Below are 16,272 nucleotides of genomic sequence, written 5' to 3' on the forward strand. Positions count from 1 at the left end.
CGTCGAACCCCCGCCGGGAAATCGAAATCCGCGTCCGGACCGGCCGGCGGGCGCCGGGGGCAACTCGCGGGAAATAATCCGTGATCGCCACAAGGGTCACGATTGTCCAGTTTGTCATGTTCCCAAAGAAACAGTTCAGGCCCAATAGTATGCGGACAACTTGGGCTCCGGCAGAGCCTTGTCGCACCTGCTGCCCGGTGTTAGCCTGACTCGCGTGAATGCATCGGATGAACTCAACTCCCCGTCCCTTACCGGGTATTTCGTCGAGGTGTCCATTCCGGGAATGGAACTCTGGCCGGAGTTGCGTAATCGGGCGCGAAGTCTGCGCGAGCACGGCGTCCCCGTCCTGTTCCTCGCCACCGAGGAGTTCGCCTCCGTCTACGAGGAGTGCGCCGACGAGGTGGTCATCTGCCCCGACGTCTTCTCCGAGGACGCGGTCGTGGAGGCCCTCACCCCCTTCCAGGGCAGGCTCGACCGGTTCTCGATCATCAACGACAAGATCTGGCCGGTGCAGCTGGGCGCCGCGCGCCGCCTCGGCATGGACTTCCCCGGCTTCCAGGGGCAGCTCAACTGCCGCATCAAGCCCCGGCTGCGCGAGGTGCTCGCCGAGCAGCTCCCGCTGCACACCGAGGTGTTCGCCGCCGCGGACCTCACGCCCGAGAACGTCGCCGCCGCGGTCGAGCGCCTCGGCACGCCGTTCGTCATCAAGCCGATCTGGGGCACCGCGAGCGCCTTCGTGGACATCGTGAAGGACCCGGCGCGTGCCTACGACGAGCTGGCCGAGACCTTCGAGAGCCTGCGCGCCGACCACCCGCACGGTCCGTTCGACGACGGCACCCGGGTCTGGGACCCGCGCAACGAGGTCCTCCTGGAGTCCTTCATCGGCGCCGGCCGGGAGCTGTCCTTCGAGGCCTTCGTCCAGAACGGCGACCTCGTCCCGCTGCTGATCCAGGAGAAGCTGCTCTGGGCCGAGCAGGACGGCTTCCGCCTGGAGACCGCCAACGTCTGCCCCACCCCCTTCGTCTCCGCCGAGGAGGAGGCGCGCATCCGCGACATCCTCGAGGAGGCGCTGCGCGAGCTCGGGGTCGACGACACCTTCGTCCACATCGAGCTCAAGTGGGACGGCGAGAACGTCTCCATCATCGAGATCAACCCGCGGATCGGCGGCGGCAGCGTCGCCAAGACCCTGATCGCCTGGCTCGACGCCGACGTCCGGGAGATGGGCCGCAAGCTGCAGATGGGCGAGCCGCTGCCGCGCAAGTACGCGCGGGTCAAGGAGGGCTTCCTCCTCGGCGTCTTCGTCAACGCGGTCGAGTCGGGCATCTTCAAGGAATTCACCGGTCTCGACTGGGTGCACGCGCAGCCCGAATTCGATTTCGAGCAGAGTTATCTGCAGGCGGGCCAGCGGGTGCCGGGCCGGGGCGAGTCGAAGGCCACCCGCGAGGGCTGGATGTACACCTACGACGCCTTTTTCCACGTCACCGACGAGGCGCGGATCGACGAGCTGCACGACGAGACCCGCAAGCGCGTCCTGCTGACGTTCGAAACGCCCTGAGGCATTCGCCGGCGCACCGCGCGGCGGCACGGCCGGCGGCGTCCGGACGGTCCCCACGGACCGCCCCGGACGCCGCCGGCCGACCGGTCGGCCCCCTGGACACCGTCCCGGGGGCCGTCGCCGTGCCACGGCCCGTGCGGTGCCCGGTCGGCCCACCTGCGGTTATTGGACGGCCCGGCCCCTTGCTGCCAAAATGTAGGGACTTGCCCCCAGACACAGCCGCCGGCCCCGTTGGTCACGGCGAGAGGAGCCCAGTCGTGTCCAACGCGCGAACCATCCGCCAGTTCGAGCAGCGCATGGCCGAGGTGCTCCGGATCCGCCCGAACCAGGTCAAGGACGTGTTCCGGGGCGCCCGCCCGACGTCGATCCGGGTCAACCGCCTCCTCGACGAGGCGAAATACCGGGAAACCCTCGACATAGTCCGCGAGAAGGCGCCCAGCGCATTTCCCGTCGAATGGTGCGACCACACTTTCCTGTGGCCCGAGAGCGACGGATTCGAGGACATTCTCGAACTCGCCCACGAAGGCCGCGTCTATCTGCAGAACGCGTCCAGCCTCATTCCCCCGGTGGCACTCGACCCGCGCCCCGGGGACAGCATTCTGGACGTGGCGTCCGCGCCCGGCGGCAAGGCCTTCCACCTCGCCGCCCGGGTGGGCAACGACTGCGACCTCTGGCTGAACGACGCCGCCGCGCCGCGCGCCCGCAAGCTCGGCGAGCTGGCCAAGACCTACGGCGTCAACTACGGCGAGCTGACCACGCACCAGGCCCAGTACATCGACAAGGAGCTGCCGGCCGAGTCCTTCGACCGGATCCTGCTCGACGTGCAGTGCTCGGGCGAGGGCCGGGTCGACATGCGCAAGCCGATCACGTTGCGCTACTGGTCCGAGGAGCGCATCGAGAAGTACAAGTTCCTCCAGCTGAAGATGCTCAGCGCGGCCTACACCCTGCTGAAGCCGGGCGGCGTGATGGTGTACTCCACCTGCACGCTCAGCCCGGAGGAGGACGAGTTCCCGGTCAGCAAGATCCTGCAGCGCCGCTCCGACCTGACGCTGGAGCCGCTCGGGTTCTCCGAGCCGTCGTTCCTGCCCGGGGTCACCTCCTGGCGCGGCACGAAGTTCGACGAGCGCCTCAAGCACGCGGTCCGGGTGGCCCCGAGCGACCTCTTCGAGGGCTTCTTCGTCGCCCGGATCGTCAAGGCCGGGCCCGCGGACGCGTAGGGCGCGACGGGTCGGCCCCGGGCCCGGCGGCCCGGGGCCGACCGCCGGTCAGCCGGTCAGCGGCTCGACGTCGGCGACGACCCGCTCCTGCGCGAGGTCGAGCGCCCGCCCGGTGCCGGCCTCGTCCCCCGCCACCGCGATCAGCGCCGCGAGCCGCGGGATCGGGTTCTTCGGGGGCAGCAGCAGCTGCGTACCGGGCCCGGCGAGCGCGGCCGTGTGGACGATGCCCGGCACGCTCCCCGCGGCCGTCAGGTCGACGGACCGCACCGTGCAGTCGTGCGGCGGGTAGACGAAGCGGACCTCCGCCGTGCCGCCCCCGCCGCCGCCGCGGGTGACCGGCTCCGGGTCGTGCCCGAGCGCGATCTCGGCGGCGGCCTTCACCAGGTCGATCCCGGTGGCCATCCGGCTGATCAGGGGTATCAGGTCCCCGCCGAGCCGGGCGTTCAGCTCGACCAGCCGGGGCCCGGCCGTGGTCAGCCTGACCTCGGCGTGGGTGACGCCGTAGTCCACGCCCAGGGTGCGGTGCGCGGCCCGGACGAGTTCGGCGACCTCCTGCGGCAGGGCGTCCGGGGTGGCGGCGGTGACGAGGTGGCCCACCTCCTCGAAGTACGGGGGGAAGCCGAGCCGCTTCTGCGCCACGTGGACGCAGTGCACCACGCCCTCGAAGACCACGCTGTCCACGCTGATCTCGGGGCCGTCCAGGTACTCCTCGACGAGGATGCCCTCACCGGCCGGCAGGGTGGCGTACGCCGCCCCGGTGGCCAGCTCGAACGCGGCGCGCACGGCGGCCGCGTCCTCGGCCCTGACCACCCCGATGCTGCCGGCCAGCGAGCGGGGCTTCACCACCACGGGGAAGCCGAACTCCTCCGCCGCGGCGACCGCCTCGTCGGCGGAGGACACCAGCCGGTGCGCCGCCGACGGCAGTCCGGCCCCGGCCATCAGCGACCTCGTCGCGTACTTGTCCCGGCACCGCGCGACGGCCGCGGACGACATGTGCGGCAGCCCGAGCTTCTCACAGGCCAGCGCCGTCGCCTCGAGGACCAGCTCGTCCCAGGTGAACACCCCGGACGGCCCCTGCTCCGGGGCCAGTTCGGCCAGCGCCGCGGCGATCGCGTCCGGGTCGGTGCAGTCGACCACCCGGTGGTCGGTGAGGTATTCGCGCTGCCAGGTCGGCTCAGCGGGGAGGACCGCCGACAACGCGTAGTCGCCGGCGAGGGACTGGTAGCAGTACTCCCGGTAGGGCTGCCCCCCGCTCCCGACGATGGTCAGCCGCGGCCTGCCTTGTTCCGTCACGTGCATTCCTCTCCGTCGTCACCCGGGGCCCCCGTCGGTGTCGAAGAGCTCCCGGCCGTATCTCCCCGGCGCCTGCCGGACCGGTGCGTCCCGGTCCAGCAGGAACGCCGCCGAAGCCGTGCCCCCGGGGGGCATGGCGCCGGTCGGTATCCCGAGCGGCAGCAGGACGGTCCGGCCGCCGCCCGGCGGGCGGCCCGGGTAGGCGGTCAGCCGGGCGGTCCCCGACTCCTCGCTCACCCCGACCGCGGTCGGCGGCACCCGGAGCCCCTCGCCGGTGGCCTTCAGGACCGCCTCCTTGTACGTCCACCGCCGCAGCAGCCAGCCGTCCCGCTCCGCCTCCGGGACGCGCCCCAGCTCGGCCGACTCCCGCTCGCCCAGGGCCCGCCGCAGGGCCGCCGACTGCCGCCGGGGCGAGGCCGCCGGGGCCTCGGCGTCCACGCCGACGACCGCCCCCGCGGTCACCGCGACCAGCACGACGTCCCCCGCGTAGGAGACCGACGCGTCCAGCGGGCCGGTGATCCGGGGCCGTCCGTGCGGCAGCGGGCAGTCCGGGCAGTCGCGCAGCACCTCGACCTCCCGCGGGCCGGTGCCCGAGAACTCCGCGGCGGCCAGCCGCAGCAGCGCGGCCGCCACGGTGAACCGGCGCCGGTCGGCCTCGGCCGCGTACAGGTCGCGCCGCACCGCCTCGGCCGGCGCGAGCAGCGCCTCCAGCCCCGGTCGGTGGTCCGCGGTGCGGGCCCACCAGACCCGGCAGGCGACGGCCCCGTCGGCCCCGTCCGCCGCGGCGGCCGTCGGTGTCACCGGGCGGGGTGCGGCAGCGCCGTGCGCGCCGACCGGACGTCCTCGACGAGGTGCCGCAGCAGCGGTGCCGGGTCGGCGCCGAAGTAGAAGTGGTCCCCGTCGAGCGTGCGCAGCCCGCGGAACGCGGTGGACTCCGCCTCCCAGGCGGCGACCCGGCCCGGGGTCGCGAGCGCGTCGTCGCGGCCGCGGAACACCGTGAGCGGCACCGGCAGCGGCTCCGCGTGCGCGGGCCGCCACTGCTCCACCAGTCGCAGGTCGGCCCGGATGATCGGGCCGAAGATCTCCCAGAGCCTCGGGTCGTCCAGCAACTGCTCCGGCGTGCCGCCGAGTTCGCGCACGTGCCGGCGCAGCTGAGCCTCGCTCAGGGTGTGCCGCAGGACGACCGGAGGCGCGGAGCGCGGGGCCCGGCAGGCGGAGATCCCGAGCCAGACCGGCGGCACGGCGCCCTCCCCGACCAGCCGGCGGGCCAGTTCGTACGCGACGATGCCCCCCATGCTGTGCCCGAAGAACGCGTACGGAACGTCGTCCCCGGGGCGCACCTGGTCGAGGAAGTAGCCCACCAGCCGGTCGAGTTCGTCGATCAGTTCGCGTCCCATCAGGCTGCCGTGCCCCGGCGCGTCCAGCGCCCGCACCTCCCAGCCCGCGGGCAGCCGGTCCTGCCAGCCGTGGAACAACGTGCCGGACCCCCCGGCGTGGTGAAATCCGAAAAGCCGGACCGTTGTCGCGCCATTCACCTCGAAGCCGCTCAACGACACCCCTCCCCACGGTGTTTCGGCCATTCCCCGGCCCAACTCTGCCAGATCGGCGGCCTGGCGTTAACGGGGGAAATGAATCATTGCCTCCCGCCTTCCCGGAGGATAGCTTGATCGGGCCATGACCAAGTCGTCCTGGAGGACGTTCTCATGCCGACTACGAGGAACGAGGACGCGGGAGCGCGCCGGCACGTGGTGGTCATCCACCGCTGGCGGGACGCGTACGCACACTACGACGACTACCTCGATCACGCGACCCACGCCGTCAGTTACGTGACCACCGAGGTGGGCGCGGCCGGTGTGCCCGCCGCCGCGGCCGGCGTCGTGCTGGTGGCCGCCACCGACGACCTGGTCGAGGTGCGCGAGGCGGTCTGGGAACTGACCCGGCGCCACGGCGCCCCGCAGGCCGTGGTCGCGCTCAAGGAGGACGACCTGCTGATCGCCGCGCAGTTGCGCGCGGAGTGGGGCCTGGCCGGCGCCACCCCGCAGGACCTGCTGCCCTTCCGCGACAAGCTGGAGATGTGCCGGCGGGTCCGGGACGCCGGGCTCCCCGTGCCCGCGTTCGCCGCGGTGTCCGCCGCCGCGGACGTGGAGCGGTTCGCGGCGCGGCACGGCTGGCCGCTCGTGCTGAAGCCCGTACGGGGCAGTTCGAGCGCGGGCGTGCGGATCGTGCACGGCCCGGCGGACCTCGCCGGGGTGCGCTGGGGCGACGAGGCGCCGCTGCTGGTGCAGGTCCGGCGGACCGACCCGATCTACCACGTCGACGGCCTGTTCCGGGACGGCCGCCTCGACGTCTGGCGCGCCTCCCGCTACGTCAACACCTGCCTGGGCTTCCGGGACGGCTCCTACCTGGGCTCCGTCGAGGAGACCGACCCGGCCGTCCTGGCCGCCGTGGAGGCCGCGGCCCCGCGCTTCCTCGCCGCGCTGACCGCCGCCCCGACCGTCTTCCACCTGGAGGTGTTCGTCGGCACCGGCCCGGACGGCACCCCGCACTGCTCCTTCCTGGAGGTCGGCGCCCGGGTCGGCGGCGCGGAGATCCCGTTCGTCTGGCGCGACCTGCACGGCTACGACCTGATGGAGGCGGCGTTCGCCCTGCAGCTGGGGGAGCAGCCGGCCAAGGGCCGGCCGGCCTCCGGGGCGGTCGGCGGCTGGCTGCTGGTCCCCGCGCCCGCGGAGCGGCCCTGCCGGATCACCGCCGTCACCCCGATGACGGGCCGGGTGCCGGGCCCGTACGCGGAGTCGCTGCTCGCCGCCGGGGAGGTGCTGCCCGCGGCGGACGCCTACTACGAGCACGTCGGCGGGCGGTTCCGGTTCCGGGGGGCGACCGGCGCCGAGGTGGAGGCCGCCATCCGCGCCACCGCCCGCGACTTCCGGGTCCGCGCGGCCCCCGCCTGACCGCCCCCGGGCGGGCGCGGCCCGGGTGGTGCGCCCGTCCGTCCGGGCACAGCGAAAAGGTCGGTACCGTGATCACGGTACCGACCTTTTCGTCGATGATGCCGAACACCTCGCGGTGTTCCGCTGTGCGCGAGGGGGGAGTTGAACCCCCACGCCCTTTCGGGCACTGGAACCTGAATCCAGCGCGTCTGCCTATTCCGCCACCCGCGCATGGGTGTCGTCCTCGTTGCCGACCGATCTTCCGAACCGCTCGGTACCATGAGTACTTCGCGTTTCCTTGGACCGGCCTCCCTTTCGGGCGGCCCTTCCGACGTGGAAAACAGTAGCACGACCCGGGGGGCCGCTCCGAATCCGTTCCCGCACGGAACCGACCGCATCCGAACGGATGCGCGACGAACGGGTGAGCGAGGGGTGCGGGGCCGCCCGGGCGGGCACATCTGGCGTGCCGTACCCGACATGCGTCACCCTGTGTGTCCGAGCCCACCCCCGGGCACCACGCTGTCCGGGAACCGTACGGAAGGGCCCGGCGTGGATACGATCAGTACGGAAGTACCGCAAGTAGGCGCGACCGACTCCCCGGGGGGATCCGGTCGGCAGGCAGGCGAACGAACCCTGGAAGGGGGTGCCCCATGGGAGTGCTGAAGAAGTTCGAGCAGCGACTCGAGGGTCTCGTCAACGGCACCTTCGCCAAGGTGTTCAAGTCCGAGGTCCAGCCCGTGGAGATCGCCGGTGCGCTGCAGCGCGAGTGCGACAACAACGCGAGCATCTGGAACCGCGACCGCACCGTCGTGCCGAACGACTTCATCGTCGAGCTGAGCCCGCACGACCACGAGCGGCTCAGCCCCTACTCCGGGCAGCTGGGCACCGAGCTGGCCGGCATGGTCCGCGAGTACGCCGAGGCCCAGCGGTACACCTTCATGGGCCCGCTCCAGGTGAACCTGGAGAAGGCCGACGACCTGGACACCGGGCTGTACCGGGTGCGCAGCCGCACCCTGGCAGCCGAGGAACCCCAGCAGTACTCCCCCCAGCAGCAGCAGCCCGGCTACGACCGCCAGCCGGCCGCACCGGCCCAGGGCGCACCGTGGCAGCAGCAGGGCGCCGGCCAGTTCGGCACGCCCCCGCCGCCCGCCGCGCCCCCGGCGATGCCCCCGGGCCCGCCCGCGACCTCCGGCGGCAACGTCCGGGCCTTCCCGGGTGCCGGCCACGGCGCCTCGGTCCGCCGCTGGATCGAGGTGAACGGCGCCCGCCACCAGATCTCCGGCGCGGCCTGCGTCCTCGGCCGCTCGACCGAGGCGGACGTGCGGATCGACGACCCCGGGGTCTCCCGGAAGCACGCCGAGATCCGCCCCGGCACCCCTTCGATGGTCCTCGACCTGGGATCCACCAACGGCATCGTGGTGGACGGGCAGCACACCCAGCGCGCTACGCTCCGCGACGGCTCCCGCATCGTCGTGGGCTCCACCACCATCGTCTACCGACAGGTCGAAGGGTAGTGTCCGAGTTGTTCGCGCGCCTCACTCACCGACGGGCGGGCCGGCCATGTCAGAACTGACCCTCACGGTCATGCGGCTGGGCTTCCTGGCCGTGCTGTGGCTGTTCGTCATCGTCGCGATCCAGGTGATCCGCAGCGACCTGTTCGGGACCAAGGTGAACCCCCGGTCCTCGCGCCGCGGCGCCAACGCGGCCGCGAACGGCTCCGCGGCCACCACCGTGGCCACCGGCGCCCCCGGGGGCCGCCCCGCGCCCGCCCAGACCGCGCCCGCCCCCGCGGCGGGCCAGACCCAGGGCGGCGGGCGCCGCCGCGGCGCCCCGACCCAGCTCGTGGTCGTGCAGGGCTCGCTGGCCGGGACCACCGTCGCGCTGCAGGGCCAGACGATCACCCTGGGCCGCGCGCACGACTCGACCATCGTGCTGGACGACGACTACGCGTCCTCCCGGCATGCCAGGATCTATCCGGATCAGACTGGGCAGTGGACGGTCGAGGATCTAGGCTCCACCAACGGCACCTATCTGGACCGGCAGCGCCTGACCGCGCCCACCCCGCTCCAGCCGGGCATGCCGATCCGTATCGGCAGGACCGTCATCGAACTGCGGAAGTAGTAGCGCATGAGGGACAGCATCCCGTCCATGACCCAGAGGGGGGCACAGGTCGCATGACCCTGGTGCTGCGCTTCGCCGCCGGCTCCCACAAGGGACTGATCCGGGAGGGGAACGAGGACTCCGGCTACGCCGGGCCGCGGCTGCTGGCCGTGGCCGACGGCATGGGCGGCGCCGCGGCCGGCGAGGTCGCGTCCTCCGAGGTGCTCGGCTCGATCGTCCGGCTGGACGAGGACGTGCCGGGCGCCGACCTGCTGACCCTGCTGGGCGACGCCGTCCAGGGCGCCAACGACCGGCTCCGGCAGATGGTCGAGGACGACCCCCAGCTGGAGGGCATGGGCTGCACGCTGACCGCCATGCTCTGGACGGGCCAGCGGATGGGCATGGTGCACGTCGGCGACTCCCGCGCCTACCTGCTGCGCGACGGTTCGCTGGTGCAGATCACCCAGGACCACACCTGGGTGCAGCGCCTGGTCGACGAGGGCCGGATCACCCCGGAGGAGGCCGAGACCCACCCGCAGCGCTCGCTGCTGATGCGGGCGCTCGACGGCCGCGGCCAGGTCGAACCGGACCTGTCGATCCGCGAGGTCCGGGCCGGCGACCGCTACCTGATCTGCTCCGACGGCCTCTCCGGCCCGGTCAGCCACCAGACCCTCCAGGACACCCTCGGCAGCTTCTACTCGCCCGAGCAGACCGTGCAGGAGCTGATCCAGCTCGCGCTGCGCGGCGGCGGTCCGGACAACATCACCTGCATCGTGGCCGACGTCATCGACGTCGGCGCCACGGACACCATGAGCGGCCAGTTCAACGACGTCCCGGTGGTGGTCGGCGCGGTCGCCGACACCCCGCCGTCCTCGGCCGCGGCCGACCGCTCGATCGCCGACACCCCGGCCGGCCGCGCGGCCGGCCTCGGCCGCAACCCGCAGGGCACCTTCGGCCCGGCCGAGGGTTACGAGGGCGAGTACGGCGGCCAGGGCGGCTTCGGCCCGGCCGAGGGCTACGAGGGCGAGTACGGCTACCCGGCCGAGCCGTCGGTGTACGGCACCGAGGAGTTCGACGAGCCGCGTCCGAGCCGGCGCAAGCGCAAGGGCCTGACCGTCTCGGTGGCCGTCCTGGTCACCCTCGGCCTGCTCGGCGGTGCCGGGTTCCTCGGTTACCAGTGGACCCAGGACCAGTACTACGTCGGCGAGGACGGCGACCACGTCGCGGTCTACCAGGGCGTCAACCAGAACCTGGCCGGCCTGAGCCTGTCCTCCGTCCACTCCTCGTTCAGCAACGTCAAGCTGAAGTTTCTGCCGCAGGACCAGCGGGCGCACCTCAGCAAGACCATCTCGGTCGGCAGCCTGAACGACGCCAACGCCACCGTCCAGGAGCTCGACGGCTGGTCCCAGCTCTGCCAGAAGGTCGCCCAGGCGGCCCAGGCCGCCCCGCCCGCGCAGGGCACCCCGGCGACGCAGGCCACCCACGCCGCGTTCCTGGCGAGCACACCCACCCCGGGCGAGAAGAGCCGCGGACCGGCCGCCGCCGTCCCCAGCGCCTCGCCCACGCCCGCGCCCACCACGAGCACGCCCGCCCCGAGCACGCCCGCCCCGAGCACGCCCGCCCCGAGCACGCCCGCCCCCTCGCCGAGCGCCACCGCGCCGGCCGCCGGTTCGCCGGGCGACCTGCCCGGGCTGACCGACGAGGAGCGCGGCCGGGCCGAGTCCTGCCCGAAGCCGTGACGTCCGTGATCCGACATAGGCCCGCCCCCTGCGGGACCGCCGGCCGTCAGGGGGCGGTCACCACGTGAGCACCTACGACCTGAGCGGCGACCCCGGCCGGACCGGCCGGCGTCGCGCGGCGGCCGAACCCGCCGCGCCCCGACGCCGGGGCAACACCACCATCTCCCCGCAGGGCGCGCCGAACCGGCGCAACACCGAGCTGGCCCTGCTGGCCTTCGCCGTCGTCCTGCCGATCCTCGCGTACGCCAACGTCGGCCTCGCGATGGACTCCGCGCTGCCCGCCGGCATGCTCGGCTACGGGCTCGGCATGGGCGCGCTGGCCCTGGTGGCGCACCTGCTGGTGCGCCGCTTCGCGCCGTACGCCGACCCGCTGATGCTGCCGATCGCCACGCTGCTGAACGGGCTCGGCGTGGTGATGATCTGGCGCCTCGACAAGGCCGGCAAGCTGCTCAGCGGCAACTACCCGGCGGCCCAGAACCAGCTGATGTGGTCGGGACTGGGCATCACGCTGTTCATCGGCGTGATGGTGTTCCTGAAGGACCACCGGGTCCTGCAGCGCTACACCTACATCTCGATGGTGGCGGCGCTGGTGCTGCTCGCCGCGCCGGCCTTCTTCCCGGCCCGGGCGGAGGACTTCGGCGCCAAGATCTGGATCCGGGTGGGCAGCTTCTCCATCCAGCCCGGCGAGTTCGCCAAGATCATCCTGACGGTGTTCTTCTCCGGCTACCTGATGGTCAAGCGGGACGCCCTGGCGCTGGCCAGCCGCCGCTTCATGGGGCTGTACCTGCCGCGCGGCCGCGACCTCGGCCCGATCGTCGTCATCTGGCTGCTCAGCCTGCTGATCCTGATCTTCGAGAACGACCTCGGCACGTCCTTCCTGTTCTTCGGCCTGTTCGTGGTGATGCTCTACGTCGCCACCGAGCGGACGAGCTGGATCCTGTTCGGTCTGCTGATGTCGATCGGCGGCGCGGTCGCCGTGGCCTCGACCGCCGACCACGTGAAGGTCCGCATCAACGCCTGGCTCGACCCGATGGCCGCCTTCGCCCCGCACCCGCCGAAGGGCGCCACCGAGCAGATCGGCCAGTCGCTGATGGCGCTCGGATCCGGCGGGGTGACCGGCTCGGGCCTGGGCCAGGGCCGCTCCTGGCTGATCAACTTCGCCGCCAAGAGCGACTTCATCCTGGGCTCGTTCGGCGAGGAGCTCGGACTGACCGGCCTGATGGCGATCTTCCTGCTGTACGGGCTGCTGGTGCAGCGCGGTCTGCGCACCGCGGTCGCCGCCCGCGACCCGTTCGGCAAGCTGTTCGCGGTCGGCCTCTCCTCGGCGATGGCCCTACAGGTCTTCGTCGTCGCCGGCGGTGTCACCGGGCTGATCCCGCTGACCGGTATGACCATGCCGTTCCTCGCCCAGGGCGGCTCGTCCGTGGTCGCCAACTGGGCACTGGTCGCCATCCTGCTGAAGATCAGCGACAGCGCCCGCCGACCCGGGGCCGAACCGGCCCCCGCCACCGAGGGCCAGGGAGGACCCGTCCGATGAACAAGCCGATCCGCCGGGTCTCGATCTTCTGCCTCGTCCTGATCCTGGCCCTGATGGTCCGCACCAACTGGGTGCAGGGCGTCCAGGCCGACGCCTGGGCCGGCAACAAGAACAACAAGCGCCAGCAGTACGACCGCTACGCCCACCCGCGCGGCAACATCATCGTCGGCGGGCAGCCGGTCACCAAGTCCGACTTCGTCAACGGCCTGCGCTACAAGTACAAGCGCTCCTGGGTCGACGGCCCGATGTACGCCCCGGTCACCGGGTACTCCTCCCAGGTCTTCGGCTCCAGCCAGCTGGAGAACCTGGAGGACGGCATCCTCTCCGGCAGCGACGACCGGCTGTTCTTCCGCAACACCCTGGACATGCTGACCGGCGAGCAGAAGCGCGGCGGGGACGTCCTCACCACGATCAACGCCAAGGTCCAGAAGGCCGCCTTCGACGGCCTCGGCGACAAGAAGGGCGCGGTCGTCGCGATCGACCCGAAGACCGGCGCGATCCTGGCGCTGGTCTCCACCCCCTCCTACGACCCGAGCACCATCGCCGGCAGCGAGGGCACCGACTCCAAGGCCTGGACGGACCTCAACGCCGACCCGAACAAGCCGATGCTCAACCGGGCGCTGAAGGAGACCTATCCGCCCGGCTCGACCTTCAAGCTGGTCACCGCGACCGCCGCGTTCGAGAACGGCCTCTACCAGAACGTCGACGACGCCACGACGACGCCGGAGCCGTACATCCTGCCGGGCACCAGCACCCAGCTGAAGAACGAGAGCCCCAACGAGCGCTGCGAGAACGCCACCGTCAAGTCCGGCATGGACCAGTCCTGCAACACGGTCTTCGCCAAGATCGGCGCCGACCTCGGCAAGGAGAAGATGCGGGCGCAGGCCGAGAAGTTCGGCTTCAACAGCACGATCGACACCCCGGTCCGCTCCGAGAAGAGCATCTTCCCGGACAGCGCCAGCCTGGACGGCACCGCGCAGGACTCGATCGGCCAGCACGACACCCGCGCCACCCCGCTGCAGATGGCCATGGTCTCCGCCGCGATCGCCAACAACGGCAGCCTGATGCAGCCCTACCTGGTCGACCAGGAGCGCTCGGCCTCGCTGACCACCATCTCCAAGCACACCGAGAAGCAGTTCTCCCAGCCGATGAGCCCGGCCACCGCGCAGAAGATGCAGGACCTGATGGTCTCCGTGGTGGAGAACGGCACCGGCAAGAACGCCAAGATCCCGGGCCTGCAGGTCGGCGGCAAGACCGGCACCGCGCAGCACGGCGAGGACAACGCCGGACTGCCCTTCGCCTGGTTCACGTCCTGGGCCAAGACCTCCGACGGCCAGTCGGTCGCGGTCGCGGTCGTGGTCGAGGACGGCTCCAACAACCGCGACGGCATCAGCGGCGGCCGGCTGGCCGCCCCGATCGCCAAGGCGGTGATGCAGGCCGCACTCGGCAAGTAGGGCGCGGCTGCGGTGAGTGGAATGTCACGATCGGCACCCCCGTCCGGATACCGGTCTGATATCGGCCGACGGCTGACTCCGGTCCTCCGTGGTCCGACCGGTAGCGTATCCGCCAGCAGCGGGTGTGCCCGTTGCCGCCCGCGAGGCCGCGCACGGCCCGGCCGGAGAACCGGTCGAGTCCCGCGCGGCGTCACCCAGAGCGTGCGGGGACACCTACGTCACAACCTCACCGGCGGGTGAGGGAGAGGGTCGGAACTATGGAAGAGCCTCGTCGCCTCGGCGGCAGGTACGAGCTCGGCGGCGTCCTCGGGCGCGGCGGCATGGCCGAGGTGTACCTCGGCCATGACACCCGGCTCGGCCGTTCCGTCGCAGTGAAGACGCTCCGGGCCGACATGGCCCGGGATCCGTCGTTCCAGGCCCGCTTCCGCCGCGAGGCCCAGTCCGCGGCGTCCCTGAACCACCCCGCGATCGTCGCCGTGTACGACACCGGCGAGGACTACATCGACGGCATCTCCATCCCGTACATCGTGATGGAGTACGTCGAGGGGTCCACGCTGCGCGAGCTGCTGCACTCCGGCCGCAGGCTGCTGCCCGAGCGCGCGCTGGAGATGACGATCGGCATCCTGCAGGCGCTGGAGTACTCGCACCGCGCCGGCATCGTGCACCGGGACATCAAGCCGGCCAACGTGATGCTGACCCGGCAGGGCAACGTCAAGGTCATGGACTTCGGCATCGCGCGCGCGATGGGCGACGCCGGGATGACCATGACCCAGACCTCGGCCGTCATCGGCACCGCCCAGTACCTCTCCCCGGAGCAGGCCAAGGGCGAGCAGGTCGACGCCCGCTCCGACCTCTACTCCACCGGCTGCCTGCTGTACGAACTGCTGACCGTCCGGCCGCCGTTCGTCGGCGACTCCCCGGTCGCGGTGGCCTACCAGCACGTCCGGGAGGAGGCGCAGCCGCCGTCCGTCTTCGATCCCGAGGTGCGCCCGGAGATCGACGCGATCGTGCTGAAGGCGCTCGCCAAGGAGCGCGACTACCGCTACCAGACCGCCGACGAGATGCGCGACGACATCGAGCGCTTCCTCGACGGCCTGCCGGTGGCCGCCGCGCAGCAGGCCGCCTACGGCATGGGCGCCGCCGGCTACGGCTACGACCAGAACGGCTACCCGCAGCAGCACGACCCGTACGGCCAGACCAACGTGCTGCCGCAGCAGCCCGGCGGCGGCCCGACCACCGTCCTGCCGCAGGCCGCCCCGCAGGCCGGCTACGGGCAGCCCGGGGGCTACCAGGACGACGGTTACGGCCAGACCTACGCCGGTGGCCCGTCGGGCGGCGGCGACGACGGCTACGGCCGCGAGGGCGGCCGGCGCGGCGAGGAGCCGCCGAAGAAGAACAACACCTCCTGGATCGTGCTGGCGGTCGCCGCCGTGCTGGTCCTGGTCGGCACCTTCTTCGTGGCCCAGGCGATGTTCAACGGCAACGACGGCGCCAAGAAGGAATCGCCGAAGGTCGCCGTGCCGAGCCTGGTCGGCAAGAGCCTGGCGGACGCCAAGACGGCCGCCGCCGCGGCCGGTCCCAAGCTCGTGGTGGCCGAGGGCGACAAGGTCGCCTGCCCGGACAGCAACGTCAAGAAGGACCAGGTCTGCAGCCAGAGCCCGGCCGCCGCGGCGCAGGTGGCGGAGAACAGCACCATCACGGTGCAGCTCTCCTCGGGCCCGGCCAAGTCGAACGTGCCGAGCGTGGTCGGCAAGACCAAGGACCAGGCGACGAAGGCGCTCGCCGACGCCGGCTTCACCAACGTCACCACCGAGTACAAGGACGACGACACCGCTCCGCAGGAGACGGTCACCGCCCAGGACCCGGCGGGCAACGCGGCCGGCGACCCGACCGCCCCGGTCAAGCTGACCGTGTCGCAGGGCAAGAGCAAGGTCGCCGTCCCTGGCGTGGTGGGCCAGCCGAAGGAGGCCGCCCAGGCCCAGCTGGAGCAGGCCGGCTTCCAGGTGGACGCCTCGAAGACCACCCAGACCAACGACCCGACCAAGATCAACACGGTCGCGTCGCAGTCGATCCCGGCGAACAGCAAGGCCCCGGCGAACTCGAAGATCACGCTGACGATCTACAAGGCCCCGGACAAGGCCACCGTCCCGCCGCTGCAGAACGTCAAGCTGTCGGACGCCATCGCCGCGCTCGGCAAGGCCGGCCTGGGCTACACCGTCACCGGCCCGTCCGACCCGAACGCGCTGGTCATGGGCAGCAACCCGCCGGCCGGCACCCAGCTGGACCCGAACAGCCAGGTCGCCCTGGTCACCAGGCCGGCGGAGCCGACCAAAGGGGGCGACCCCCTCCCCTCACCCACCAACACCAAAGGGCAGCCCAACAACTAAGCCCTGGTTCCCGTTCTTCTGAGGCCTGGTTGTCCCGAGCAGTACGCCGAGGGCCCGTCGCGA

At 72.0% G+C, this 16,272-nt stretch carries 12 protein-coding genes and 1 tRNA gene; 9 read left to right on the top strand and 4 right to left on the bottom strand.

The annotated features are described in order from the left end of the window. The first annotated feature begins 283 nt into the window (after positions 1-283). Both AB0N04_RS28830 and AB0N04_RS28835 read left to right on the top strand, forming a co-directional pair. Positions 284-1,555: an ATP-grasp domain-containing protein gene (locus AB0N04_RS28830; RefSeq protein ID WP_360212922.1), complete on the top strand. Its 1,272-nt coding sequence runs from the start codon at positions 284-286 to the stop codon at positions 1,553-1,555. Positions 1,556-1,812: 257 nt separating this feature from the next. Then, positions 1,813-2,772, top strand: coding sequence for an RsmB/NOP family class I SAM-dependent RNA methyltransferase (locus tag AB0N04_RS28835; protein WP_360212920.1), 960 nt, complete (start codon positions 1,813-1,815; stop codon positions 2,770-2,772). A gap of 48 nt (positions 2,773-2,820) precedes the next feature. Here the strand turns inward: AB0N04_RS28835 and AB0N04_RS28840 are convergent, their stop codons facing one another. Genes AB0N04_RS28840 through AB0N04_RS28850 form a run of 3 tightly spaced genes read right to left on the bottom strand, consistent with a single transcriptional unit; the run spans position 2,821 to position 5,621 of the window. Next, entirely contained in the window at positions 2,821-4,065 is a 1,245-nt protein-coding gene (locus AB0N04_RS28840) for an ATP-grasp domain-containing protein (RefSeq protein ID WP_360212918.1), read from the bottom strand. 18 nt (positions 4,066-4,083) lie between these two features. Further along, positions 4,084-4,866: a 4'-phosphopantetheinyl transferase superfamily protein gene (locus AB0N04_RS28845; protein ID WP_360212916.1), complete on the bottom strand. Its 783-nt coding sequence runs from the start codon at positions 4,864-4,866 to the stop codon at positions 4,084-4,086. Beyond that, positions 4,863-5,621, bottom strand: a complete 759-nt coding sequence (locus AB0N04_RS28850) for an alpha/beta fold hydrolase (RefSeq protein ID WP_363365541.1) — start codon at positions 5,619-5,621, stop codon at positions 4,863-4,865. Before AB0N04_RS28850 ends, AB0N04_RS28845 begins: the two co-directional genes overlap by 4 nt. A 147-nt stretch (positions 5,622-5,768) precedes the next feature. Between AB0N04_RS28850 and AB0N04_RS28855 the strand changes: the two genes are divergently transcribed. Continuing rightward, positions 5,769-7,013 carry a biotin carboxylase gene (locus tag AB0N04_RS28855; RefSeq protein ID WP_360212914.1) on the top strand — a complete coding sequence of 415 codons (1,245 nt, stop codon included), beginning with the start codon at positions 5,769-5,771 and terminating at the stop codon, positions 7,011-7,013. A 126-nt stretch (positions 7,014-7,139) separates the two neighbouring features. Here AB0N04_RS28855 and AB0N04_RS28860 read toward each other — a convergent pair. Continuing rightward, positions 7,140-7,223, bottom strand: a tRNA-Leu gene (locus AB0N04_RS28860). A gap of 419 nt (positions 7,224-7,642) precedes the next feature. On the opposite strand from AB0N04_RS28860, the gene AB0N04_RS28865 reads away from it, so the two are divergent. The 6 genes from AB0N04_RS28865 to pknB all read left to right on the top strand — a co-directional run bounded on the left by AB0N04_RS28865 (position 7,643) and on the right by pknB (position 16,209). Beyond that, on the top strand, positions 7,643-8,506 hold the full coding sequence (locus AB0N04_RS28865; protein WP_360212912.1) for a DUF3662 and FHA domain-containing protein: 864 nt from the start codon (positions 7,643-7,645) through the stop codon (positions 8,504-8,506). Positions 8,507-8,552: 46 nt separating this feature from the next. Beyond that, positions 8,553-9,113 (top strand): FHA domain-containing protein, encoded by a 561-nt coding sequence (locus tag AB0N04_RS28870; protein ID WP_360212910.1) that lies wholly within the window; start codon positions 8,553-8,555, stop codon positions 9,111-9,113. Between the two features lie 53 nt (positions 9,114-9,166). Then, the gene (locus AB0N04_RS28875; RefSeq protein ID WP_360212908.1) at positions 9,167-10,831 is read left to right on the top strand and encodes a protein phosphatase 2C domain-containing protein; all 1,665 of its coding nucleotides are present in this window, start codon (positions 9,167-9,169) and stop codon (positions 10,829-10,831) included. A gap of 160 nt (positions 10,832-10,991) precedes the next feature. Continuing rightward, positions 10,992-12,368 (top strand): FtsW/RodA/SpoVE family cell cycle protein, encoded by a 1,377-nt coding sequence (locus AB0N04_RS28880; RefSeq protein ID WP_360212942.1) that lies wholly within the window; start codon positions 10,992-10,994, stop codon positions 12,366-12,368. Then, on the top strand, positions 12,365-13,822 hold the full coding sequence (locus AB0N04_RS28885) for a penicillin-binding protein 2 (RefSeq protein ID WP_360212906.1): 1,458 nt from the start codon (positions 12,365-12,367) through the stop codon (positions 13,820-13,822). Before AB0N04_RS28880 ends, AB0N04_RS28885 begins: the two co-directional genes overlap by 4 nt. Positions 13,823-14,079: 257 nt before the next feature. After that, complete coding sequence (gene pknB / locus AB0N04_RS28890) at positions 14,080-16,209, top strand: Stk1 family PASTA domain-containing Ser/Thr kinase (RefSeq protein WP_360212904.1); 2,130 nt, start codon at positions 14,080-14,082, stop codon at positions 16,207-16,209. The last annotated feature ends 63 nt before the right edge of the window (positions 16,210-16,272 follow it).

Origin of the sequence: Kitasatospora sp. NPDC051702 (assembly GCF_040681575.1) — a bacterium.
In the GTDB taxonomy this organism is placed as follows: Bacteria; Actinomycetota; Actinomycetes; order Streptomycetales; family Streptomycetaceae; genus Kitasatospora.

Bases quoted from the DNA above. Each gene is read 5' to 3' on its own strand.
- AB0N04_RS28830 (WP_360212922.1), top strand. From the start codon at position 284: ATGGAACTCTGGCCGGAGTTGCGTAATCGGGCGCGAAGTCTGCGCGAG.
- AB0N04_RS28855 (WP_360212914.1), top strand. From the start codon at position 5,769: ATGCCGACTACGAGGAACGAGGACGCGGGAGCGCGCCGGCACGTGGTG.
- AB0N04_RS28865 (WP_360212912.1), top strand. From the start codon at position 7,643: ATGGGAGTGCTGAAGAAGTTCGAGCAGCGACTCGAGGGTCTCGTCAAC.
- AB0N04_RS28870 (WP_360212910.1), top strand. From the start codon at position 8,553: ATGTCAGAACTGACCCTCACGGTCATGCGGCTGGGCTTCCTGGCCGTG.
- AB0N04_RS28875 (WP_360212908.1), top strand. From the start codon at position 9,167: ATGACCCTGGTGCTGCGCTTCGCCGCCGGCTCCCACAAGGGACTGATC.
- AB0N04_RS28885 (WP_360212906.1), top strand. From the start codon at position 12,365: ATGAACAAGCCGATCCGCCGGGTCTCGATCTTCTGCCTCGTCCTGATC.
- pknB (WP_360212904.1), top strand. From the start codon at position 14,080: ATGGAAGAGCCTCGTCGCCTCGGCGGCAGGTACGAGCTCGGCGGCGTC.